Consider the following 21,474-nt stretch of genomic DNA (forward strand, 5'->3'; position numbering starts at 1 on the left):
TGAAAAATACCTTGTCAGGTAAGCACCGAACCGCGTCCACAAACGCTTGGTTTGCGGTCTGTTTTAACGTTATCTACGCGGTAGGGTTACGTTGATAAAACGGTATTACTGGCGGCCTGAATGACCAAATCCGCCTTCGCCACGGTCGCTGGCGTCAAAATCTTCAACCAGGTTAAATTCGGCCTGCACAACAGGTACAAAGACCATCTGCGCAATGCGTTCGCCGGGCTGAATGGTGAAGCTGTCCTGGCCGCGGTTCCAGACAGAAACCATCAGCTGGCCTTGATAATCGGAGTCAATCAGCCCCACCAGGTTACCCAGCACAACACCGTGTTTGTGGCCCAGGCCGGAACGAGGCAGGATGACCGCTGCCAGAGAGGCGTCAGCAATGTGAATAGCCAGGCCGGTTGGCAGCAGCGTTGTTGCACCAGGTGCAAGTTCTACGGCGTCATCCAGGCAAGCGCGCAGGTCAAGACCGGCAGAGCCGGAGGTGGCGTAAGTTGGTAACGGGAATTGCTGACCAACTCGCGGGTCCAGAATTTTAACGTCGATTTTTTTCATCATAGCGGGTAACGATCTCGTCCAGTAAAAGGTGGCCAAGGAGTGCTTTACGCTCAAGCGGTAAGACTTTGTCTCCCTCCTGCCAGAAAAGGTGCAATGCGTTATTATCGCTATTAAACCCTTGATTATTCTGAGATACGTCATTAGCGCAGATCAGATCCAGGTTTTTAGCGGCACGCTTTTTCCGGGCGTATTCTTCCACATTATTTGTTTCGGCGGCAAACCCTACTACATAGGGACGTCCTTCAGAAAGCGCCGCAACACCCGCAACAACATCCGGGTTTTTGACCATTTTTAGCGTAATTTCATCGCCTTGCTTTTTAATTTTCTCGTCAGCAACCACGGCTGCTCGATAGTCGGCAACGGCGGCACAGCCAATGAATATATGCTGCCCGGTGACGCGTTTTTGGACCACTTCATTCATTTCCAGCGCCGTAGTGACGTCAATGCGGTTGACCCATGCCGGAGTAGGCAGATTTACCGGGCCTGAAATCAGGGTTACGTTTGCCCCGCGCGCTGCCGCTGCGGCGGCTATAGAAAACCCCATCTTTCCTGAGCTGTCGTTAGTAATGTATCTGACGGGATCCAGGCGTTCGCGCGTTGGGCCGGCGGTAATCATGACGTTCAGATGTTGCAGATCTTTGACTACGGAGAAATGTTCAACGGCCATATCAACCAGCGTTAGCGGATCTAACATTCGGCCTGGTCCAATATCGCCGCAGGCCTGGCTTCCGCTATCCGGGCCCCAAATCAGGAGACCACGAGCGCTTAGCACGTCCAAATTATGTTGAGTGGCGGCCGCGCGGAACATTTGTTGGTTCATTGCCGGAACAACGGCAACCGGTGCGGCGGTTGCCAGGCAAATAGTGCTGACCAGGTCGTTTGCCATGCCTGCAGTCACGCGCGCAATCAGGTCTGCTGTCGCAGGTGCGAGTATCACTAAATCTGCCCATTTGCCGAGTTCGATGTGGCCCATGGCGGCTTCTGCTGCGGGGTCTAGCAAACTGTCGGACACAGGATAACCGGACACTGCTTGCAAACTTAGTGGCGTGATGAAGGCCTTCGCCGCCTCGGTCATTACCACTCGTACATCCGCTCCGCGATCGCGCAGACGACGAACCAGCTCAGGTGTTTTATAGGCCGCAATACCGCCGCTCACACCAAGAACAATTTTCTTGCCGGAAAGTCCCATCATGATTTTTATCCGTTGGAAGTCACAGTCGAATGGCCATTTTATCACAATCCCTGACAGGCGACTTTTTGCAGTTTGCGAGGCACTACGCAAGACCAAAACCCGCTCATCGCCTGATAATAAAAAAGGCCGCATCATGAGAGTGTTAAGAGAGGGAGAGGTGCGATGGACAGGGATAATGAGATTGAAAACGCGTATTTACCCAAGGAAAAGCTGCTGCAATTCGGTGTGGGTGCTCTCACCGATACTGAGCTGCTTGCGCTCTTTTTACGTACGGGCCACCAGGGAATGCACGTTTTGGTTTTTGCCAATATGCTGCTGCGTGAGTTTGGTTCCCTGCACCGCTTGTTGTCGGCAGATTATTCCCATTTCAAGGGCGTGAAGGGGATTGGTGAAGCGAAATACACTCAACTAAACGCGATTGCCGAGCTGGCGAGGCGTTATTACTCGTCTCAGGGTATCAAAGAACTCTCATTGCTTACGCCTGGAAAGGTGCGGGAGTATGTGCAGAGTCAGTTGACGACCGAGCAGCGTGAAATCTTTATGGTGCTGTTTTTGAATAATCAGCATCAGGTTATTAAATGTGAGCGGTTGTTTGCCGGAACGCTAAGTCACGTTGAAGTTCACCCGAGAGAAATTGTCCGTGAAGCGATGAAATGCAACGCCGGTGCCATTATACTGGCGCACAACCACCCGTCAGGTAAGGCCGAACCCAGTAAAGCAGACCGGGCTATTACGGAACGCATCGTGAAAGTTTGCCTGTTTATGGAAATTCGAGTGCTTGATCATCTGGTTATTGGTCACGGAGAATACGTTTCTTTCGCTGAACGAGGGTGGATTTAAGCCATCAGGCGCGATCCATTGGGATCTTTGTCTGTTCGGGACTTGAGCACATGCCTCACACAGCGTATACTACGCCACCTTTGAGAATCTCGGGTTTGGCATTATGCGCCTGGCACTGTGGTTCACATTGAACCGCCAGGGACCAGGCTTGCAGCCTGACGAGGCGCCTAACCCTATACGAAGCTCGAGCTAATTTGATTTTTGGAGAATAGACATGTCCCGAGTCTGCCAAGTTACTGGCAAGCGTCCGGCGACCGGTAATAACCGTTCCCACGCACTGAACGCGACTAAACGCCGTTTCCTGCCGAACCTGCACTCTCACCGTTTCTGGGTTGAGAGCGAGAAGCGTTTTGTCACCCTGCGTGTATCTGCTAAAGGTATGCGTGTAATCGATAAGAAAGGCATCGATACAGTTCTGTCCGAACTGCGTGCCCGTGGCGAAAAGTACTAAGTACTTAGAGGAAATAAATCATGGCTAAAGGTATTCGTGAGAAAATCAAGCTGGTTTCTTCTGCTGGTACTGGTCACTTCTATACCACCACGAAGAACAAACGTACTAAGCCGGAAAAACTGGAGCTGAAAAAGTTCGATCCAGTTGTCCGTCAGCACGTTGTATACAAAGAAGCCAAAATTAAATAATTCTGGTAACTTTGTTGAAGAAACCCGGCTCAGGCCGGGTTTTTTTATGCCTGCTTCCCGGAGGAGAGATGCCTGAATTACCAGAGGTAGAAACCAGTCGTCGCGGTATTGAGCCGCACCTGGTGGGTGAAACCATCCTGTATGCCGTTGTGCGCAATGCTCGGCTGCGCTGGCCGGTTTCTGATGAAATACATGCTCTGAGCGATAAGCCGGTGTTGAGCGTACAGCGGCGGGCGAAGTATTTGCTGCTGGAGCTACCGGATGGCTGGATCATCATTCATCTGGGAATGTCCGGCAGCCTGAGGATCCTCGCGGAAGAACTTCCTGCGGAAAAGCACGATCATGTCGATCTGATCATGAGTAACGGCAAAGTTCTGCGCTATACCGATCCCCGCCGCTTTGGCGCCTGGCTGTGGGGCAAAGAGCTGGAAGGGAGCAATGTATTGTCTCACCTTGGTCCGGAGCCTTTGAGCGACACATTCAGTGCAGAATACCTGCGCGAAAAATCGGCCAAAAAGAAAACGGCTATCAAGCCCTGGCTAATGGATAACAAACTGGTTGTTGGGGTGGGGAATATCTATGCCAGCGAATCCTTGTTCGCAGCGGGGATCCATCCCGACCGTAGCGCACAGTCGCTATCAAAAAAAGAGTCTGAAACTCTGGTCGCAGCTATCAAAGCTGTATTGCAACGCTCAATAGAACAAGGTGGAACCACTTTAAAAGACTTCCTTCAGTCCGATGGCAAACCCGGCTATTTTGCTCAGGAGCTGCAGGTATATGGCCGGGAAGGAGAACCTTGCAGGGTATGCGGTACGCCGATTTCCGCCGCTAAGCACGCCCAGCGTAGCACTTACTATTGTCGCCGCTGTCAGCGATAGCTATTTAAGCCTTTCGATAAGTGCTTTACAGACATGCTCTGGCAGGAAGTGGGCTACATCTCCGTGATGGCGCGCCACTTCTTTGACAAGGGAAGAAGAGACAAACGACCACTCTTTAGATGGCATCAGGAACACGCTTTCCAGTTCAGGCATGAGATGGCGGTTCATGTGGGCCAGCTGCATTTCATATTCAAAATCAGCCGCGGTACGCAACCCACGCACCAGCACGTTCGCCTGCTGGTTACGTGCAAAGCTTGCCATTAAATCGCTGAAACCGAGAACCTGAACGTTGGGTAAATGCGCAAGTGCCTGCTGCGCCAGCGCAACGCGTTCATCCAGGGTGAACAAGGCATTCTTGCTGGGGCTTGCTGCAATCGCAAGGATCACCTGGTCAAACATACTGGCTGCACGGGTAACGATATCAATATGGCCGTTGGTGATGGGATCGAAAGTCCCCGGATAGATTGCCCGCTTTTGCATATCTGACCTTAGTGTGTTTTAGGGGGGAGATAAGGTTCCAGTAGCTGTAACAGGCGCTGCAATGCACCCTGGTTCTGGTAAAGCACTTCCACAGCATGGCGCCCGTAGAAGTTACGATAATCCTCATCTGTGAGCAAAGACGCAATCTCTTTTACTAATGACTGCTCGTCCGTCACGGTGATTAGGCCATCTGCCTGCGACAGGCGCGCGCAGATATCTTTGAAGTTAAAGGTATGTGGACCCATTAACACTGGAATAGCGTGTGCGGCTGGTTCGAGGGGATTATGGCCACCACGCTCAACTAACGAGCCGCCAACAAAAGCCAGATCGGCAATCCCGTACAGTAACATTAACTCACCCATAGTATCGCCAATGACGACCTGCGTACTGGAAGACGGTACCTCTCCAGAAGAGCGAGTTATGTAGCTTAATCCAGCATTTCTGACCAGATTGATGGCATCCGGGAAGCGTTCCGGGTGGCGTGGTACAAGGATCAGCAGTAAGTTAGGAAACTGCTTTAAAAGCGACTGATGAGCTTGCACGACGATGCTTTCTTCGCCTTCGTGCGTGCTGGTAGCTATCCAGACCGGGCGGTGCGGTGCCCACTGCCGGCGCAGCGTCACGGCTCGAGCGGCCAACTGCGGTGTCACCGAAATATCAAACTTAAGGCTACCGGTAACCGTCAATTGGCTCCGTTTTGCACCTAGTGAGATGAAGCGTTCACCATCTTCTTCGTTCTGTGCGGCGATAAGCGTAATGCGCTGCAGCAGCGTTCTGACAAAGTCACCAAGTTTTGCGTAGCCCTTTGCCGAGCGTGCGGAAAGCCTGGCATTGGCAATCACTAATGGGATATAGCGTTTGTGCAGCGCGGCTATCAGGTTTGGCCAAAGTTCGGTTTCCATAATAAGCACCAGCTTTGGATCGACTTTATCCAGGAAGCGGTTGAGCGCACACGGCAAATCGTAAGGCAGATAGACGTGCTGGACGTCTTCTCCGAAAGCGGACATGACCCTTTCTGAGCCGGTTGGTGTCATTGTCGTGACGGTAATCGGCAATTCTGGATAGCGGTGGCGAAGCGCGCGAACCAGAGGTATGGCGGCCAGCGTTTCCCCAACGGAAACCGAATGCAACATAATACCACCTGGCCTGAGCGGCTTTTTATAGAAGCCGTAGCGCTCGCCAATGCGTTTGCGGTATGCAGGAGCTTTACGACCGCGCACCCATAATCGCAGCCAGATGAGTGGCTGTATGAGGTAAAGCAGTACGGTGTAAAGCAATTGGAGCATAGGACACGGCTGGCATTATGAATGTGCTGGGGATTCTATGTATTTAACCTGAGCTTTGCCATTACTTTTGCGGAAATTGGGCGAAAACCAGGTTGATGGCTTGTGTCAAAGGTATGTATTGCCAGGCAATGGTTGGATTGAGCAGTTGTGCAAAAGTCAAAAGTGAATGGTCTTTGAGTTTAAGGAAAATAAATTATTTTAATTCATATGTTTACCAATGAATTGTCTTGGCTTGCGTATCCTTCGGAATGGGAGCGATAAGTGGTACACTACACGTAAAAATGAACACGTTGTCAGTGAACAGGTAGCTGTGGAGCCTGGGGCGGTAGCGTGTTTTTTATTTTTCAGTATTGCTGATATTAAGAGCTGACGGTGAATACGACATTTAAAAGAATTTTAGTGATTAAAATGCGCTTTCACGGCGACATGTTGCTGACAACGCCTGTGATCAGTACCCTTAAGCGCAACTATCCTGAAGCAAAAATAGATGTCCTGCAGTATCAGGATACCCTTCCCATTCTTTCTGGAAATCCAGAAATAAATGCGCGCTACGGTATAAGCAACAAAGGCGTTAAAACAGGAAAGAAAATCAGTAATTTTCTTTCCTTGATTCGCCGCTTGCGGAGCAATCATTATGACCTGATTGTTAATCTGACCGATCAGCGGAGCGTGGCATGGATGGTTCGCTGCCTTGGGCCGGCAGTAAAAATTTCCCAGGATTACGCTCACCGGCAGTCTTCATTCTGGAAAAAAAGCTTCACTCACCTTGCCCCTGTCGTTGGTAAGCATGTCGTTGAAGCTAGCCTCTCAGTGCTCTCTCCTTTAGGAATTACGGATTTTTTTACAGAAACAACGCTGTACTACACTGAGGCCGATTGGCAAAAGATCCGTGAAGTGCTTGATGCTGAAAGCGTTGCTGACAAGTATGTTGTCATTCAGCCCACGGCCCGACAGCTCTTTAAGTGTTGGGACAACGATAAGTTTTCTCAGATCATTGATTACTTGCAGGATGAAGGATTCCCGGTTGTATTGACCTCTGGACCGGGTCGTGACGATCTCACCTGCGTTAATGAGATAGCTCAAGGATGCAAAATAATGCCCGTCGTGGCGCTTGCCGGCAAAACAACCTTCCCGGAGTTGGGCGCTTTAATCGATCATGCAGCATTGTTTATTGGGGTGGACTCAGCGCCTGGGCATATCGCTGCGGCGGTAAAAACGCCTGTCATTAGCCTGTTTGGTGCAACGGACCATGTTTACTGGCGTCCATGGACAGAGCAAATTACGCAATTCTGGGCAGGTAACTATCAATCTATGCCGTCCCGTGCTCAACTCGACCGCAATAAAAAATATATGTCGGTGATCCCTGCTGAGGATGTGATTGCCGCCATTTCTAAAATGCTTCCTGCCGCTGCGGCGCTATCACCAAGAGACGAAGCATGATGACAGTTGCTTTTTGTCTGTATAAATATTTTCCCTTTGGCGGCCTGCAGCGCGATTTTATGCGTATTGCCGGGGCTGTTGCATCGCGTGGGCATAACGTCCGGGTTTATGTGCAGTCCTGGCAGGGCGAGAAACCTGATGCCTTTGATATCGTCATCGTTCCTGTGCGGTCAAAAACGAACCACGGTCGTAATGCTGAATATTATCAATGGGTGAAGGCTCATATGAGTCAGCATCCGGTAGACCGCGTAGTGGGTTTTAATAAAATGCCGGGTCTCGATGTTTATTATGCAGCAGACGTTTGTTACGCCGAAAAAGTAGCACAAGAGAAAGGTTTCTTTTATCGCCTGACCGCCCGATATCGGCATTATTCACAGTTTGAAAAAGCCACATTCGAGCAAGGAAAATCAACCAAGTTGCTGATGCTGACTGATAAGCAAATTGCTGATTTTGAAAAACACTATGGTACGGAATCTTCGCGTTTTCTGATCCTGCCTCCAGGTATTTACCCCGATCGTCGATTCGACAACCATCCGCAGGGTAGCCGGGAGCGTTACAGAGAAAAAAACGGCATTGGTGTGAATGACTACCTCGTTTTGCAGGTAGGCTCCGATTTCACGCGTAAAGGCGTTGATCGCTCTATTGAAGCGTTGGCTGCTTTGCCTGAGGCCATCCGTAGTCGAACCACTTTGTTTGTTGTCGGGCAGGATAAACCCGGGCGGTTTAAGACATTAGCGCAGAAACGTGGCGTAGAGAGCCGGGTTAGTTTCTTCTCCGGAAGAGATGACGTCTCTGAACTGATGATGGCTGCGGATGTTTTGATTCATCCTGCCTATCAGGAAGCTGCCGGTATTGTCTTGCTTGAGGCGATAGCTGCCGGATTGCCAATCCTTGTGACGGAAGTTTGCGGCTATGCACATTATATTGCAGACGCTGAGTGTGGGGTTGTTATCAAAGAACCGTTTAGCCAGGCATCGCTTAATGCGGCTTTATCTGACGTTCTGGGTAATGCAGAGCAGCGCCTGAGCTGGGCGAGTCACGCTCGTCATTATGCCTCAACCCAGGATATTTATAGCCTGGCCGAAAAGGCAGCAGATATCATAGTGGGAGAGCCGCGTGGTTGAGTTAAAAGAACCTTTTACCTCTCTTTGGAAAGGAAAGGACGTTTTTGCTGAAGTCAGAAAACTTCAGGGGGAAATTTTCCGCGAACTGGAAACACGCCGCACGCTACGTTTCGAGGCCGCAGGAAAAAGCTATTTCTTAAAATGGCACCAGGGAACGTCTATCAAAGAAGTGATAAAAAATCTTATTTCGCTGCGAATGCCGGTTTTAGGGGCCGATCGCGAGTGGAAGGCGATTCACCGGCTGAAAACTCTGGATGTCGACACGATGCAGGGCGTTGGTTTTGGTGAAAAGGGGTTAAACCCAATCAACAAAACGTCGTTCATCATTACTGAAGATTTAACGCCTACGATCAGTCTCGAAGATTACTGTGCTGATTGGGCGACGAATCCACCTGACGTAAAAATCAAGCGGATGCTGATTGAGCGTGTAGCCACAATGGTACGTAAAATGCACGGTGGTGGCGTAAATCATCGGGATTGTTATATTTGCCATTTCTTATTGCATCTCCCCTTTTCTGGTCGGGAAAGCGAACTGAAGGTTTCGGTGATTGACCTGCATCGTGCGCAGATTCGAACAAAAGTTCCTCGACGCTGGCGGGACAAAGATCTCATTGGACTCTATTTTTCATCGATGAACATTGGGCTGACACAGCGTGATATTTGGCGCTTTATGGTGACGTATTCTAATCAGCCACTTAGAGGTGTGCTAGAAACGGAACATGCATTGCTGGCTAAAGCAGAAGATAAAGCGGAAAAAATCAAAGAACGAACGATTAGAAAATCGTTGTAGTAGCCTGTAAGGGGCGTCATTGCCGGTTACAGTCGTCTATTCATCTTAGTCGGATAAGAATCAACATGTCTCAATTCAGTGATGAAGATATCATCCTCTCTGTTTTCGATTTTAACTACCAGGAAAAGAAAGCTGCCAATGTTCTCAATATAGCATTTGGTATTGATAAGAATTTCCTTTTCGGCTGTGGTGTTGCTATCTCCTCAGTCTTGTTGAGTAATGCATCTGCATCTTTTGAGTTTCATGTGTTCACTGATTCATTCAGTGAAGCCGATAAGGCTCGATTCGAAGCATTAGCTAAACAATATAAAACACATATTAATATCTATGTCATTAACTGTGAGAAGCTAAAATCATTACCGAGTACAAAAAACTGGAGTTACGCGACATACTTCCGTTTTATTATTGCAGATTATCTCTATCACAGAGTTGATAAACTTCTTTATCTGGATGCGGATATCGCCTGCAAAGGAAGTATTCAGCCGTTAGTTGATTATGTTTTTGCAGAGAACGAAATTGCCGCTGTGGTTGTGGAAAGGGACATTGAGTGGTGGTCGAACCGGGCTGCAACACTTTCAACACCGGAGTTAGTGTCTGGTTACTTCAATGCGGGTTTTTTGCTTATAAACATCAATGAATGGAATATCAACAATATTTCTTATAAAGCAATCGAGATGCTGCGGGATCCTCAGTGGGTAGAAAAAATCACTCACCTTGACCAGGATGTGCTGAATGTCTTGTTGGTAGGGAAAGTTAAATTCATTGAAGGGAAATATAACACTCGTTTCAGTATTAATTATGAGCTCAAAGACAACGTAGTGAATCCTGTCAATGATGAAACTGTTTTTATTCATTATGTCGGTCCGACAAAACCGTGGCATGACTGGGGCACTTATCCCGTCTCTCAGAGCTTCTTAACGGCGAAAGAGGCCTCACCCTGGCGTAATGTCGAACTTCTAAAGCCAATTAATAGTCACCAATATCGATACTCTGCAAAACATAAGTTCAATCAAAAGCTTTATCTGCAGGGGCTGTCGAACTACTTTAACTATTATGTGGCTAAATTTAAAGAATAGTTGTGCTCGCGACAGTATTGCTGGCATGGAATGTTATGAAAATAACCATGCTACACGACTAATGGTGATGAAAGGTAATTGACATTGAACTTTAAACAAATCACACAATTTAACGATATCATTGTTCTGGATCGGCGCCTTGTAAAGTGTGATGATCGGGAAACATTCAATATTTCATGGGGTATCGATAAAAATTATCAGATAGGTGCCGCGATATCGATTGCTTCCATTCTTGAGAATAATAAAAAGAGTGATATTGATTTTACCTTTCATATTATCGCTGATTACTTAGATAATGAGTATGTTGAGCTTTTAACACAGTTAGCCGAGCAATATAAGACGGTTATAAAAATCTATCACATTGATTCTGCGCCGCTAAGGTCTTTGCCGAAAACAAACATTTGGCCAGTATCAATATACTATCGCTTGCTTTCTTTTGATTATTTCTCTGAGCGTCTTGATACTCTTTTATATCTGGATGCCGATGTTATATGTAAAGGCTCATTGCAATCTTTAGCTTCTTTAGAATTTAATGAAGAGTACGGCGCGGTGGTTATTGATGTTGACACCATGCAAAAGAAAAGTGCTGTGCGTCTACAAAATCCAGAATTTGAAGGGAATTACTTCAATTCTGGGGTAATGTACATAAACTTAAATCAATGGCTAAAATCAAGCTTAACGGAAAGGTTTTTCAACTTACTTTCAGATGAGAGTGTGGTTGGAAAATTAAAGTATCCGGACCAGGATATTCTTAATATTATATTCCTTCATCACGCAAGAATATTGCCCCGGGAATACAATACCATCTACTCTCTAAAATCTGAGTTTGAGAATAAAAACAGTAAATATTACAGTGAGTTCATTAAGGAAAGCACGGTGTTTATACATTATACGGGCGTGACAAAACCCTGGCATGACTGGGCTAATTATCCGTCAGCACAGTTTTTCCGTAATGTTTATGATGTTTCCCCGTGGCGGAATATACCTTATCAAAGTGCAGTGAAAAAGCATGAGTATAGAGAGAAATATAAACATTTGCTTTATCAAGGGAAAGTTTTTGGTGGCCTCTGCGCTGCGATTAAATATAATTTAATGCAGGGTTGAAAATTATATGACTGATAAAATTATATTTACTGTCACACCTATATTTTCTATTCCTCCGCGCGGTGCCGCTGCAGTTGAAACGTGGATGTACCAGGTCGCACAGAGAACGTCTATTCCCAATCGCTTGGTATGCATTAAAAATGAAGGGTATACAGATTTTACCCCTGTAAACGATAACTGTAGTATCCATCGCATTGGATTCAGCCGCATTTATAAGCGCATCTTCCAGAAGTGGACTCGCCTTGATCCACTGCCGTATTCGCAGCGAATACTGAATATTGCGAAAGATTTTCATATTACGGATGACAGCATTGTCGTTGTGCATAACAGCATGAAGCTTTATCGGCAAATCAGACAACGTGCTCCTCAGCAGAAAATCGTCATCCATATGCATAATGCGTTCGAACCCAAAGGGTTGGACCAGGATGTAAAAATGATTGTGCCGAGCAATTTCTTAAGAGATTTTTATCAGAATCTTTTGCCGAAAGCCGATATTAAAGTGGTTGCTAATGGCATCGATTTGGATGTTTATCAATCTGCTTATACACCTGTTTCTAAAGCAGATCTGGGCATTTCTGAGAATGATAAAGTCCTCTTCTATGCGGGGCGTATTGTTCCGGATAAGGGGATTTTATTGCTCATGCAGGCGTTTGAAAAGTTGGCCAGAGAACATGACGATATGAAACTCGTAGTGGTTGGCGATCACCTGGAGGTGAACAAAGCGGATAATGGCGCTTATCAGCGTGAGGTCAGAGAGATTGCCGAGCGTTTGCAGGGGCGATGTATTATGTTAGGAAGCATAGCGCCGGAAAACATGCACCGTTACTATCCTCTGGCTGACCTGGTTGTCATTCCTTCTCAGTTTCAGGAACCATTTTGCATGGTGGCTATTGAGGCAATGGGGGCAGGCAAGCCGGTATTGGTCAGCACCCGTGGCGGCATGGTTGAATTCGTCAGGGAAAAAGAGACAGGTTTTCATCTGCGAGAGCCCATGACTGCAGACTCTATTGCTCAAGATATTATGAGCACACTGCAAAGTCCGGATATAAATGACATGGCAAAATGTGGGCAACGCTTTGTTTATAATCATTTTAGTTGGGCCGGAGTGACTCAGAGATTTGAAGACGTGATTAATAATTGGTTTCACTAACTAAAATTTCTCTTACATACTTGCTTTAGTTTAAGCATAAAAGAGGCTACGTGATGTAGCCTTTTTTATTGTTATTTTTTATTCAGTGCTATCAATAACCCAACCAATACGCCAAGCAGGTCTAGCTGTATTTGTTCAACATTTCCTCGAATGAGGAAATAGCCGATAAATGATAACAAGATTATCATGTGTGCATTTACCGGGAAGGACGAGCTTTTCTCGAAGGCGTTGGAAGTACATTCTTTAATTATCGCTGCATAGGTGAGTAGCAGGCCTGCGAATCCGAGTAACCCGGTGCCAAACCAGACAAACAATGCCAGGTTGTGTGGCCCGGGAGACTCTCTAAAGGTCCAGTTGGGATAATCAACCACACGTTTGTTGTAGACATCTTTATAGGCTGTATTTCCAAAGCCGTATCCCAGCAAAGGATTTTCCATAATAAGATTCATCGCGCTACCTTGCACACCATTTGAATAACGATTGGAGCTGTCTGTCTGCTGAAGCTTAGTCATTAAAGTTGTTGGTATTTTTTCTTGCGTCAAAATTGCGCCGACTGTCAAGGTAGAAATTAAAATCCCGGCAATCAATAATTTCCATTTCCGGTTTAACACAACCCACAGTAAGCCAACAGTTATTACAGAAAGCCAAGCGCCACGGGATAGTGTGCCTAAAATGAGAAACAGATAGACCGCGCTTAGCAGAACAAAGGCAACCTTATACTTAACAGATTTTATTAACCACATGCTCAATAAGGCAGGGAAAAGGAATACCAACGAGTCGGATATACCACGATGTCTGAAATCGATAAATGGCATGACACCCTGTGTGTACTCTTGGTAGTAAAGCACGATCTCTGATATGCAACGTAGACTCAGCGCTGTAATAAATGAAAAGAAAATTATTTTTGAAATTAACTCTTTGCTTTCATTTCTCAGCAGTACGGGAATGGAAATTGTACATAAAAGAGTGTTTTCCAGAACAGACTTGCTGATTTCCTTCAGGGTTGCTTTGAAATCAGGTGTCTGAAACAGCGAAAGAAACACGGCGAAAGTCAAAACAGCTATGCTAAAAAATAGAAAATTTTTGAATTCTGGCAGAAATTGTCTAGGCTGCTTACACAGATATACAAGAGTTGTGAGCGTCATCAATATAACAATGAGGTGTTTATAACGCGTTATGCCACCTAAAAAATAAGTGGCAATAAATAAGAATACAAGCGTTCTATTCCAGTATAAGGTCCAGTTTTTTTTCTCATTAGAAAAAAATAATGTGAGGGCCATCTCTTCTCCGATATCGAAATTCGCGTACTTACAGGCTTGTCGTAAGTTGATTCAAGACTGTAAAGGCAGTCAAATTTTCAAGTCTGTTACCCGGTGCGCGGCACACGACCTGATTTTTTCCATACCCGCCAATGAGGCCCGGATCTGTAGGTCCGTAAAGCGTCACATTCGGTCGGTCCAATGCTGCCGTAAGATGGCTTAATCCTGTATCAACAGAAACCACAAATTTGGCATTCGCCAGAACTTTGGCGACTTCTTCAAGCGTTAATTTTGGCAGAACATCCACAAAGCTAAATCCTGCCGCCAGTCGTTTGGCTCGTTCTTCTTCGTGCGGTGCCCCCCAAGGGAGTTTTATCCGCAGTCCGGTTGCCTTCAATAGCTCAATCAGCTCCCGCCAATTTTCTTCTGGCCAGTGTTTATCATCTCGAGTTGTTGCGTGTAAAAATACCGCATACTTTTCCGCACTTTCTTTCGGATTAGTAAGAAAATGCCCTGAAATCGCATAATCACCCTGAGATTGCGGTTTTGCGTAACCCAAACTTTTGGCGAAAAGTTCACGAGTACGTTCCACGGCGTGCTGCTGCCTGGCCACATTATGGCGTTTGTTATAAAACAGGCTTGCCAGAGGTTCACGGGCGCTGTTCCAGTCCATGCCATGCTTGATGCCATGTGCTTTTCGAGTCACCAACGCTGCGCTTTTTACCAGGCCCTGAGCATCAATGACGCAGTCGTACTTTCTTGCTTCAAGCTGATAATAAAAAGCTTTTCGTTCCGCGCGGGTTTCAGCGGTGAACCAGCTTTTACGCCAGCGACGGATCGCGACGGGAATCACTTTATCCACGGCGGGGTGCCAGCCTGGTATCTGTGCGAAACCTTCTTCTACCACCCAATCGAACGAAATTCCCGGCATTGCCAGCATCGCGTCTGTAAGCGCAGGAAGAGAGTGGAGAACATCGCCCATCGAAGACGTTTTAACAAGAAGGACGCGCATTAGTCTTCCTTGCTGCTGGTTAGCAGTTCAGTCAATGTAACCAGCACGCTTTCTGGTGTGATATCGATCAGGCTTTGATGATAGCCCTCAGCGGTATCGCCTTTACGCACTTTATGGTAGCCGCTGATCAAGCGAATAACTCTCGCTTTGTGGGAAAGTGGTGGGGTGAAATCCGGGCTGCTGGGGCCATAAAGTGCGACCAGAGGACGGTTGAGCGCAGCTGCGACATGCATCAGGCCGGAATCATTGGTGACCACACCCTCGCAAGCGGCAAGCAATATCACGGCCTGTTCAAGCTGGGTATCCCCGGCAAGGTTACGGCACCATGCCTGCTGTTCAGTGGTGAGAGCAGCAAGAATCTCTTTACCTGCGTCCTTATCCTTGGCAGAACCGAAGAGCACAACCTGATAGCCCGCATCGATGAGTTTTGCTGCGAGCGCGGCGTAATGATAGTGCGGCCAACGTTTTGCCGGGCCGAACTCTGCTCCAGGGCAGAAACCAATCATCGGACGCTGTGGATCAAGATTAAAAGCAGCGCAAGTCAGTGTTTTTTCACCTTCACTAACATGTAGTTGAGGCCACAGGAGCGGCTGCGGGAGGTCTTTAGCCGACTGCATTATGCCTTTTTCATAACCCAGGGCGACGTAGCGCTCTACCATCAATGGCCAGGCTTGTTTGTCCAGCTTACGGCTGTCATTCAGCAGGCCGTAACGCATCTCGCCCAACCAACCCGTACGGTGAGGTATGTTGGCAAAAAAAGGCACCAGCGCGGACTTAAACGAGTTTGGCAGAACGTACGCATGGTCATAGCGTTTGTCCCGCAGGCTGCGTCCAAGGCGACGACGCTCTGCGATTTGCAACGCACCGTGACCCAAAGGCATGGCGATGGCTTCGTTCACTTCCTGCATACGCGATAATAGCGGACGGCACCACGCGGGTGCCATCACGTCAATGATCGCCTGGGGATAACGCGCCTTGAGCGTGCGATAAAGACTTTGCGACATCATCATGTCGCCCACCCATGACGGGCCAATCACCAGAATTTTCATGCTTTTCCTGTGCAGCTTATGCGTCGCGATTTAACCATTTCATGTATTCCGCAACCCCTTGGGCAACGGTTTTGAACGGCTTGTCGTAACCCGCAGCGCGCAGATTGGTTAAGTCAGCTTCAGTATAAGCCTGATAGCGACCTTTTAGCTTTTCCGGGAAAGGAATGTACTCGATGCTGCCTTTGTTGTGATACGCCAGCGCTGCGTCTGCCACGGCCTGGAAGGATTCCGCACGACCGGTACCGCAGTTGAAAATACCGGAAACGCCATTTTGCCAGAACCAGAGGTTAACGGCGGCAACATCACCCACATAGATGAAGTCACGCTTGAAGCCGTCGCTGCCTTCAAACAGTTTTGGGTTCTCACCGTTATTCAACTGAGTATTGAGATGGAATGCCACGCTCGCCATGCTGCCTTTGTGGCCTTCGCGCGGCCCGTAGACGTTAAAGTAGCGGAAGCCGGTCACCTGAGAGTTTGCTTCTGGCAGGATCTGGCGAACATATTCATCAAACAGGAATTTTGAGTAACCGTACACGTTCAGCGGCTGTTCATATTCGCGGGATTCGATGAAATCTGCATTGCGCCCGCCGTAGGTGGCGGCAGAAGAGGCATACAGGAACGGAATTTCGCGCTCCAGGCAGTAGTGCAGGATTTCTTTAGAGTACTGATAGTTGTTGTCCATCATGTACTTGCCGTCCCACTCGGTCGTGGACGAGCAGGCCCCTTCATGGAAGATGGCGTCGATATCACCGAATTCTTCCCCGGCCATAATTTGGATCAGGAAGTCTTCCTTATCCATGTAGTCGGTGATGTCCAGATCAACCAGGTTAACAAATTTAGTCCCATCCTTCAGGTTATCTACCACCAGGATATCGCGATAGCCTTGTTCGTTCAGTGACTTAACAATGTTGCTGCCGATCATGCCGGCGCCGCCAGTAACGATGATCATAACTGTAGCCTTAAAATTATGGAGTCAGAGACAATCTCAGACATGAATGTGCATAATCATACCATTACATTTGCATCGCTTCAGCCATTTACACAATGCGGCAGGTTTGTCATCCAGGTGGTTTAAGCCCGATTGACTTTTCCAAGGTTTACCTGCTATTTAATTTAATATTATTTTTATTTTAATGTTTGCCGGGGAATTATTGTATTCGTTAAGGCCGATCTGAACGCAAAGTGTACTGTGTACAGAGGGTAAATGATTGTGATATAATATTTATTTATATTAATGGTTTTTATTAGCGATGAAATCATCTACCACAATTGTAACGGCTTATTTTGACCTCGGTAGAGGGGAGTGGACTGCTAATAAAGGGTTCCGTGATAATCTTGCCCGCTCTGTAGATGTTTATTTTAATTACTTCGAGCGATTGGCCGCTTTAGAAAATGATATGGTGGTATTCACTTCACCCGATCTCAAGGAAAGAGTTGAAGCCATTCGACAGGGAAAGCCTACTACGGTTATTGCCATTGATATAAAAAACAAATTTAAACATATTCGGCGTCTTATTGAGAGCGTTCAGCAGGACGAGAGTTTTACCAATCAATTAGAGACCCATCAGTTAAAAAACCCTGAATATTGGTCGCCAGAGTACGTGCTGGTCTGTAATTTAAAATCCTACTTTGTTAACAAAGCCATTAATGATGGGTTAATAAAAACACCACTGGTTGCATGGGTTGATTTTGGCTATTGCCGGGAATCTAAAGTAATTCGTGGTTTAAAAGTGTGGGATTTTCCATTTAATAAAAATACCATGCATCTTTTTACCATCAAGAAAGGGCTAAATGTTACGTCGTTGAAACAGGCATTTGACTTTATGATTGGTAACCATGTTTATATTATCGGTGGTGCTATTGTCGGTTCTCAGAGTAAATGGCAAGAGTTTTATTCTCTGGTAACGGAAAGCCAGAAAATTACGCTGAAAAATAATATCGTGGATGATGATCAGGGTATATTTGTTCTCTGTTATTACAAACGCCCTGAATTATTCACCCTGAATTATCTTGGGAAAGGAAAATGGTTCGACCTGTTCCGTTGCTTCAGGCACTCCGCTTTAGGCGCCAGACTGCAGGCGCTTAGAATTTTTCTCTCGAGGAAGTAGCTCCTGCTGAGGGAATAAATCATCTGAAGATGATTTCAACAGGTCAGATATACGGGAATCTATCTGACCTGTCAGGATTTTAATGATTTCAATATTTACATTATTATTCAATATGTTAATGATGATTCCTGCACGGCCTTCATACCGCTTAAAGCCCCTGTCGGCCTCGTATTCTAGCGTGATTTATCCTGCAAAATTAAGAATCCCTGAAGCGTCATCTCGCCTGGTGATATAGGTTTGGGTAAGATGTGCCAAAACTTGCCATGCCTGGAGAATCGCGATGCGCGAAGATTTTTACCAACAGCTGACTTCCCAACTCGAAACCGCTCGAGCAGAAGGGCTTTTTAAAGAAGAACGTATTATCACCTCCGCCCAGCAGGCGGACATCACCGTCGCGGACGGTAGCCACGTTATTAACTTCTGCGCCAACAACTATCTGGGTCTTGCTAACCATCCGCAGCTGATTGAAGCGGCTAAACAGGGGATGGATAAACACGGTTTTGGTATGGCTTCGGTCCGCTTTATTTGCGGTACTCAGGGCAGCCATAAACAGTTGGAAAGCAAGCTGGCCGATTTCCTGGGAACGGACGATGCGATTCTTTACTCCTCCTGCTTCGATGCCAATGGTGGCCTGTTTGAGACGCTGCTCGGGCCGGAAGATGCCATCATTTCTGACGCACTGAACCATGCCTCAATTATCGACGGTGTGCGCCTGTGTAAAGCACAGCGCTATCGCTATGCCAACAACGATATGCAGGAACTGGAAGCTCGCCTGAAAGAGGCTCGTGCAGCCGGTGCTCGCCATGTGATGATTGCCACCGATGGCGTGTTCTCAATGGACGGTGTGATTGCCAACCTGCAGGGCGTTTGCGATCTGGCGGATAAGTACAATGCGCTGGTTATGGTCGATGACTCCCACGCCGTGGGCTTTGTTGGTGCCAATGGGCGCGGTACGCACGAATACTGCGATGTCATGGACCGGGTTGATATTATTACCGGCACGCTGGGTAAAGCGCTGGGCGGTGCTTCTGGTGGCTATACCGCAGGTCGCAAAGAAGTTATCGAATGGCTTCGCCAGCGTTCCCGTCCTTACCTTTTCTCAAATTCACTCGCGCCAGCCATTGTTTCCGCCTCTATCAAGGTACTGGAAATGCTGGAGTCAGGCGAAGAGCTGCGTGAGCGTCTGTGGTCAAACGCTCGTCTGTTCCGTGAAAAAATGAGCGCTGCCGGATTTACGCTTGCAGGTGCAGATCACGCCATTATTCCAGTGATGCTTGGTGAAGCAGTTGTGGCGCAAAACTTTGCGCGCGAGCTGCAAAAAGAAGGTATTTATGTCACCGGTTTCTTCTACCCGGTGGTGCCAAAAGGTCAGGCACGTATTCGCACCCAAATGTCGGCGGCGCATACTCCTGAGCAAATTGAACGTGCGGTAGATGCGTTTACGCGCATCGGTAAGCAATTAGGCGTTATCGCTTAAGGGAGCGGTCATGAAAGCATTAGCAAAACTGAAGGCGGAAGAAGGCATCTGGATGACGGATGCTCCCAAGCCGGAAATGGGTCATAACGATCTGCTGATCAAAATTCGTAAAACGGCGATTTGCGGGACCGACGTCCATATTTACAACTGGGACGAATGGTCGCAAAAAACCATTCCTGTTCCTATGGTTGTGGGCCACGAATACGTGGGTGAAGTGGTCGGCATAGGCCAGGAAGTGAAAGGCTTCAAGATTGGCGATCGCGTTTCCGGCGAAGGGCACATCACCTGTGGACACTGTCGTAACTGCCGCGGCGGGCGTACCCACCTGTGCCGTAACACTACCGGCGTGGGTGTGAACCGCCCTGGCTGTTTTGCTGAGTATTTGGTTATCCCGGCGTTTAATGCGTTCAAGATCCCGGACAATATCTCAGACGACCTGGCTTCCATCTTCGACCCGTTCGGCAACGCAGTGCACACGGCACTTTCGTTCGACCTGGTGGGCGAAGATGTGCTGGTCTCCGGCGCGGGCCCTATCGGGATCATGGCGGCGGCAGTAGCAAAGCATGTCGGTGCGCGTAACGTAGTGATTACCGACGTGAACGAATACCGCCTCGAGCTGGCGCGTGAAATGGGAATCACTCGTGCGGTCAACGTCAGCAAAGAAAGCCTGCAGGACGTGATGAGCGAGCTGGGGATGACCGAAGGGTTTGACGTGGGTCTGGAGATGTCCGGCGCACCACCGGCGTTCCGCACCATGCTTGACACCATGAATCACGGTGGCCGTATTGCGATGCTGGGGATCCCGCCGTCAGATATGTCTATCGACTGGACCAAAGTTATCTTTAAGGGGTTGTTTATTAAAGGTATCTATGGCCGCGAGATGTTTGAAACCTGGTACAAGATGGCCGCCCTGATTCAGTCTGGCCTGGATCTGTCCCCGATTATCACCCACCGCTTCTCTATTGATGAGTTCCAGAAAGGCTTTGACGCGATGCGCTCCGGGCAGTCAGGCAAAGTTATCCTGAGCTGGGATTAATCATTGAACCAGAGGGCATCGCGCCCTCTGGTTTTTCAATCAGGCCTGTTTGGCCCAACCCTGCCACTGATGCTGGAGATATTTCACCAGCGCGCTCTCGGCAATACTTTCACTGATGACTTTAAAGTAGGTGGTGGCGTACACCGGCTCAAGAGGCTGTTTCGGTTTACACACCTTCACGCCACGGAACGGGTTACGCGGCGGTGGCAGTTTCCCCGGCTGAGTATTATTCGGCGTTGAGGTATCTACCTGTGGCTCATTAAGCAGGCTGCTCGGCCGCACCAGGGTGATGTCCGGCGGCAGGTTGTACACCATCTGCTGGAGGACACGAACCGTTGAAGGATGGGGGTGACCGATGGCGATTGCTGACCCGGTTTTGCGAGCAAGCTGGATAGCGCGATTGAACTGAAAGCGAATATCCGCTTCGTTCTGAGTATCGTCGAGGAACACTTTCCGCTTAATCACTTTGACACGAGTGCCGACCGCGGCGCGCGTGGCCTGGCTGTTACCGATGGTCATGCTGTCCAGGAAATAGAGATTGTACTGCTCCAGCGACAGCATCACTTTTTGCATACCGAACAGGCTGGAGGTCATCGCGCTGCCCATATGGTTATTCATCCCAACTGCATAAGGGACTTTGTTCACCGCGTCGCGGATAATTCTCTCGATTTCGCTGCTGCTCATGTCCGGGCGGAGCGTATCTTTCTCTAGCGGTTGTTTGCTAAGTGGCGCCATCGGCAGATGGATCAGAACTTCGTGCCCGGCATTATGGGCTTTAGTGGCCATTTCGCGAGCGTGTGGTGCGTTGGGTAGCACGGCGACAGAGACGTTAGTCGGCAGGGCCAGCACCTGGTTTTCCTGTTGAGGACGATAGCCGAAGTCGTCGATGACGATTGAGAGCTTACCGGCCCACGCGGAGGTTGCCAGCATTAGCCCGCTGGCGGCGACGAAAAAAACGGTGCGGAACTGA

General features: G+C 48.1%; 22 protein-coding genes. 13 read left to right on the forward strand and 9 right to left on the reverse strand.

What is annotated here, in order from left to right; translation table 11 throughout:
• Positions 1-105: 105 nt before the first annotated feature.
• Complete coding sequence (gene dut, locus A936_RS10320) at positions 106-564, reverse strand: dUTP diphosphatase (protein ID WP_034808728.1); 459 nt, start codon at positions 562-564, stop codon at positions 106-108.
• A complete protein-coding gene (coaBC, locus tag A936_RS10325; RefSeq protein WP_008457434.1) occupies positions 542-1,753 on the reverse strand; it encodes a bifunctional phosphopantothenoylcysteine decarboxylase/phosphopantothenate--cysteine ligase CoaBC in 1,212 nt (403 codons plus the stop codon). The genes dut and coaBC overlap by 23 nt, the downstream gene beginning before the upstream one ends.
• Positions 1,754-1,918: 165 nt before the next feature.
• Here coaBC and radC point away from each other — a divergent pair, with 165 nt between their 5' ends.
• The 4 genes from radC to mutM all read left to right on the forward strand — a co-directional run bounded on the left by radC (position 1,919) and on the right by mutM (position 4,113).
• Positions 1,919-2,596 carry a RadC family protein gene (gene radC, locus A936_RS10330; RefSeq protein ID WP_008457436.1) on the forward strand — a complete coding sequence of 226 codons (678 nt, stop codon included), beginning with the start codon at positions 1,919-1,921 and terminating at the stop codon, positions 2,594-2,596.
• A 214-nt stretch (positions 2,597-2,810) separates the two neighbouring features.
• Positions 2,811-3,047, forward strand: a complete 237-nt coding sequence (gene rpmB, locus A936_RS10335) for a 50S ribosomal protein L28 (RefSeq protein ID WP_008457442.1) — start codon at positions 2,811-2,813, stop codon at positions 3,045-3,047.
• Positions 3,048-3,067: 20 nt separating this feature from the next.
• Positions 3,068-3,235: a 50S ribosomal protein L33 gene (gene rpmG, locus A936_RS10340; protein WP_002436700.1), complete on the forward strand. Its 168-nt coding sequence runs from the start codon at positions 3,068-3,070 to the stop codon at positions 3,233-3,235.
• Positions 3,236-3,303: 68 nt separating this feature from the next.
• On the forward strand, positions 3,304-4,113 hold the full coding sequence (gene mutM, locus A936_RS10345) for a bifunctional DNA-formamidopyrimidine glycosylase/DNA-(apurinic or apyrimidinic site) lyase (protein ID WP_008457446.1): 810 nt from the start codon (positions 3,304-3,306) through the stop codon (positions 4,111-4,113).
• On the opposite strand, the gene coaD is transcribed toward mutM, so the two are convergent.
• Entirely contained in the window at positions 4,114-4,593 is a 480-nt protein-coding gene (gene coaD / locus A936_RS10350) for a pantetheine-phosphate adenylyltransferase (protein ID WP_008457448.1), read from the reverse strand.
• Positions 4,594-4,601: 8 nt separating this feature from the next.
• Positions 4,602-5,879, reverse strand: coding sequence for a lipid IV(A) 3-deoxy-D-manno-octulosonic acid transferase (gene waaA, locus A936_RS10355; protein WP_008457450.1), 1,278 nt, complete (start codon positions 5,877-5,879; stop codon positions 4,602-4,604).
• Positions 5,880-6,251: 372 nt separating this feature from the next.
• On the opposite strand from waaA, the gene rfaQ reads away from it, so the two are divergent.
• The 6 genes from rfaQ to A936_RS10385 all read left to right on the forward strand — a co-directional run bounded on the left by rfaQ (position 6,252) and on the right by A936_RS10385 (position 12,563).
• Complete coding sequence (rfaQ, locus tag A936_RS10360; protein ID WP_085938898.1) at positions 6,252-7,319, forward strand: lipopolysaccharide core heptosyltransferase RfaQ; 1,068 nt, start codon at positions 6,252-6,254, stop codon at positions 7,317-7,319.
• The gene (locus A936_RS10365; RefSeq protein WP_008457452.1) at positions 7,319-8,443 is read left to right on the forward strand and encodes a glycosyltransferase family 4 protein; all 1,125 of its coding nucleotides are present in this window, start codon (positions 7,319-7,321) and stop codon (positions 8,441-8,443) included. Before rfaQ ends, A936_RS10365 begins: the two co-directional genes overlap by 1 nt.
• Complete coding sequence (gene rfaP / locus A936_RS10370) at positions 8,436-9,233, forward strand: lipopolysaccharide core heptose(I) kinase RfaP (protein WP_008457453.1); 798 nt, start codon at positions 8,436-8,438, stop codon at positions 9,231-9,233. The genes A936_RS10365 and rfaP overlap by 8 nt, the downstream gene beginning before the upstream one ends.
• Before the next feature lie 65 nt (positions 9,234-9,298).
• Entirely contained in the window at positions 9,299-10,309 is a 1,011-nt protein-coding gene (gene waaO / locus A936_RS10375; protein WP_008457454.1) for a lipopolysaccharide 3-alpha-galactosyltransferase, read from the forward strand.
• An 84-nt stretch (positions 10,310-10,393) separates the two neighbouring features.
• Positions 10,394-11,413 carry a UDP-glucose--(galactosyl) LPS alpha1,2-glucosyltransferase gene (locus A936_RS10380; protein WP_008457455.1) on the forward strand — a complete coding sequence of 340 codons (1,020 nt, stop codon included), beginning with the start codon at positions 10,394-10,396 and terminating at the stop codon, positions 11,411-11,413.
• 7 nt (positions 11,414-11,420) lie between these two features.
• Positions 11,421-12,563, forward strand: a complete 1,143-nt coding sequence (locus A936_RS10385) for a lipopolysaccharide N-acetylglucosaminyltransferase (RefSeq protein ID WP_008457456.1) — start codon at positions 11,421-11,423, stop codon at positions 12,561-12,563.
• 71 nt (positions 12,564-12,634) lie between these two features.
• On the opposite strand, the gene rfaL is transcribed toward A936_RS10385, so the two are convergent.
• The 4 genes from rfaL to rfaD are packed head-to-tail and all read right to left on the reverse strand — an operon-like array spanning position 12,635 to position 16,832.
• Positions 12,635-13,843 carry an O-antigen ligase RfaL gene (gene rfaL, locus A936_RS10390; RefSeq protein WP_008457457.1) on the reverse strand — a complete coding sequence of 403 codons (1,209 nt, stop codon included), beginning with the start codon at positions 13,841-13,843 and terminating at the stop codon, positions 12,635-12,637.
• 28 nt (positions 13,844-13,871) lie between these two features.
• A complete protein-coding gene (gene rfaC / locus A936_RS10395; protein ID WP_008457458.1) occupies positions 13,872-14,834 on the reverse strand; it encodes a lipopolysaccharide heptosyltransferase RfaC in 963 nt (320 codons plus the stop codon).
• A complete protein-coding gene (rfaF, locus tag A936_RS10400; RefSeq protein WP_008457463.1) occupies positions 14,834-15,883 on the reverse strand; it encodes an ADP-heptose--LPS heptosyltransferase RfaF in 1,050 nt (349 codons plus the stop codon). The genes rfaC and rfaF overlap by 1 nt, the downstream gene beginning before the upstream one ends.
• A 16-nt stretch (positions 15,884-15,899) precedes the next feature.
• On the reverse strand, positions 15,900-16,832 hold the full coding sequence (gene rfaD, locus A936_RS10405; RefSeq protein ID WP_008457465.1) for an ADP-glyceromanno-heptose 6-epimerase: 933 nt from the start codon (positions 16,830-16,832) through the stop codon (positions 15,900-15,902).
• 301 nt (positions 16,833-17,133) lie between these two features.
• Here rfaD and yibB point away from each other — a divergent pair, with 301 nt between their 5' ends.
• From yibB to tdh, 3 genes are all read left to right on the forward strand, one after another.
• Entirely contained in the window at positions 17,134-17,991 is an 858-nt protein-coding gene (gene yibB, locus A936_RS10410; RefSeq protein ID WP_008457473.1) for a protein YibB, read from the forward strand.
• A gap of 280 nt (positions 17,992-18,271) precedes the next feature.
• A complete protein-coding gene (kbl, locus tag A936_RS10415) occupies positions 18,272-19,468 on the forward strand; it encodes a glycine C-acetyltransferase (RefSeq protein WP_008457474.1) in 1,197 nt (398 codons plus the stop codon).
• Between the two features lie 10 nt (positions 19,469-19,478).
• Positions 19,479-20,504, forward strand: coding sequence for an L-threonine 3-dehydrogenase (gene tdh / locus A936_RS10420; protein WP_008457475.1), 1,026 nt, complete (start codon positions 19,479-19,481; stop codon positions 20,502-20,504).
• A gap of 39 nt (positions 20,505-20,543) precedes the next feature.
• Here tdh and A936_RS10425 read toward each other — a convergent pair whose 3' ends face one another.
• Positions 20,544-21,434, reverse strand: a complete 891-nt coding sequence (locus A936_RS10425) for a divergent polysaccharide deacetylase family protein (protein ID WP_085938899.1) — start codon at positions 21,432-21,434, stop codon at positions 20,544-20,546.
• Positions 21,435-21,474 lie beyond the last annotated feature (40 nt).

The organism is Enterobacter sp. Ag1 (assembly GCA_000277545.1).
Taxonomy (GTDB): Bacteria; Pseudomonadota; Gammaproteobacteria; order Enterobacterales; family Enterobacteriaceae; genus Cedecea.

Bases quoted from the DNA above. Each gene is read 5' to 3' on its own strand.
- dut (WP_034808728.1), bottom strand. From the start codon at position 564: ATGATGAAAAAAATCGACGTTAAAATTCTGGACCCGCGAGTTGGTCAG.
- coaBC (WP_008457434.1), bottom strand. From the start codon at position 1,753: ATGGGACTTTCCGGCAAGAAAATTGTTCTTGGTGTGAGCGGCGGTATT.
- radC (WP_008457436.1), top strand. From the start codon at position 1,919: ATGGACAGGGATAATGAGATTGAAAACGCGTATTTACCCAAGGAAAAG.
- rpmB (WP_008457442.1), top strand. From the start codon at position 2,811: ATGTCCCGAGTCTGCCAAGTTACTGGCAAGCGTCCGGCGACCGGTAAT.
- rpmG (WP_002436700.1), top strand. From the start codon at position 3,068: ATGGCTAAAGGTATTCGTGAGAAAATCAAGCTGGTTTCTTCTGCTGGT.
- mutM (WP_008457446.1), top strand. From the start codon at position 3,304: ATGCCTGAATTACCAGAGGTAGAAACCAGTCGTCGCGGTATTGAGCCG.
- coaD (WP_008457448.1), bottom strand. From the start codon at position 4,593: ATGCAAAAGCGGGCAATCTATCCGGGGACTTTCGATCCCATCACCAAC.
- waaA (WP_008457450.1), bottom strand. From the start codon at position 5,879: ATGCTCCAATTGCTTTACACCGTACTGCTTTACCTCATACAGCCACTC.
- A936_RS10365 (WP_008457452.1), top strand. From the start codon at position 7,319: ATGACAGTTGCTTTTTGTCTGTATAAATATTTTCCCTTTGGCGGCCTG.
- waaO (WP_008457454.1), top strand. From the start codon at position 9,299: ATGTCTCAATTCAGTGATGAAGATATCATCCTCTCTGTTTTCGATTTT.
- A936_RS10385 (WP_008457456.1), top strand. From the start codon at position 11,421: ATGACTGATAAAATTATATTTACTGTCACACCTATATTTTCTATTCCT.
- rfaL (WP_008457457.1), bottom strand. From the start codon at position 13,843: ATGGCCCTCACATTATTTTTTTCTAATGAGAAAAAAAACTGGACCTTA.
- rfaC (WP_008457458.1), bottom strand. From the start codon at position 14,834: ATGCGCGTCCTTCTTGTTAAAACGTCTTCGATGGGCGATGTTCTCCAC.
- rfaF (WP_008457463.1), bottom strand. From the start codon at position 15,883: ATGAAAATTCTGGTGATTGGCCCGTCATGGGTGGGCGACATGATGATG.
- rfaD (WP_008457465.1), bottom strand. From the start codon at position 16,832: ATGATCATCGTTACTGGCGGCGCCGGCATGATCGGCAGCAACATTGTT.
- yibB (WP_008457473.1), top strand. From the start codon at position 17,134: ATGAAATCATCTACCACAATTGTAACGGCTTATTTTGACCTCGGTAGA.
- kbl (WP_008457474.1), top strand. From the start codon at position 18,272: ATGCGCGAAGATTTTTACCAACAGCTGACTTCCCAACTCGAAACCGCT.
- tdh (WP_008457475.1), top strand. From the start codon at position 19,479: ATGAAAGCATTAGCAAAACTGAAGGCGGAAGAAGGCATCTGGATGACG.
- A936_RS10425 (WP_085938899.1), bottom strand. From the start codon at position 21,434: ATGCTGGCAACCTCCGCGTGGGCCGGTAAGCTCTCAATCGTCATCGAC.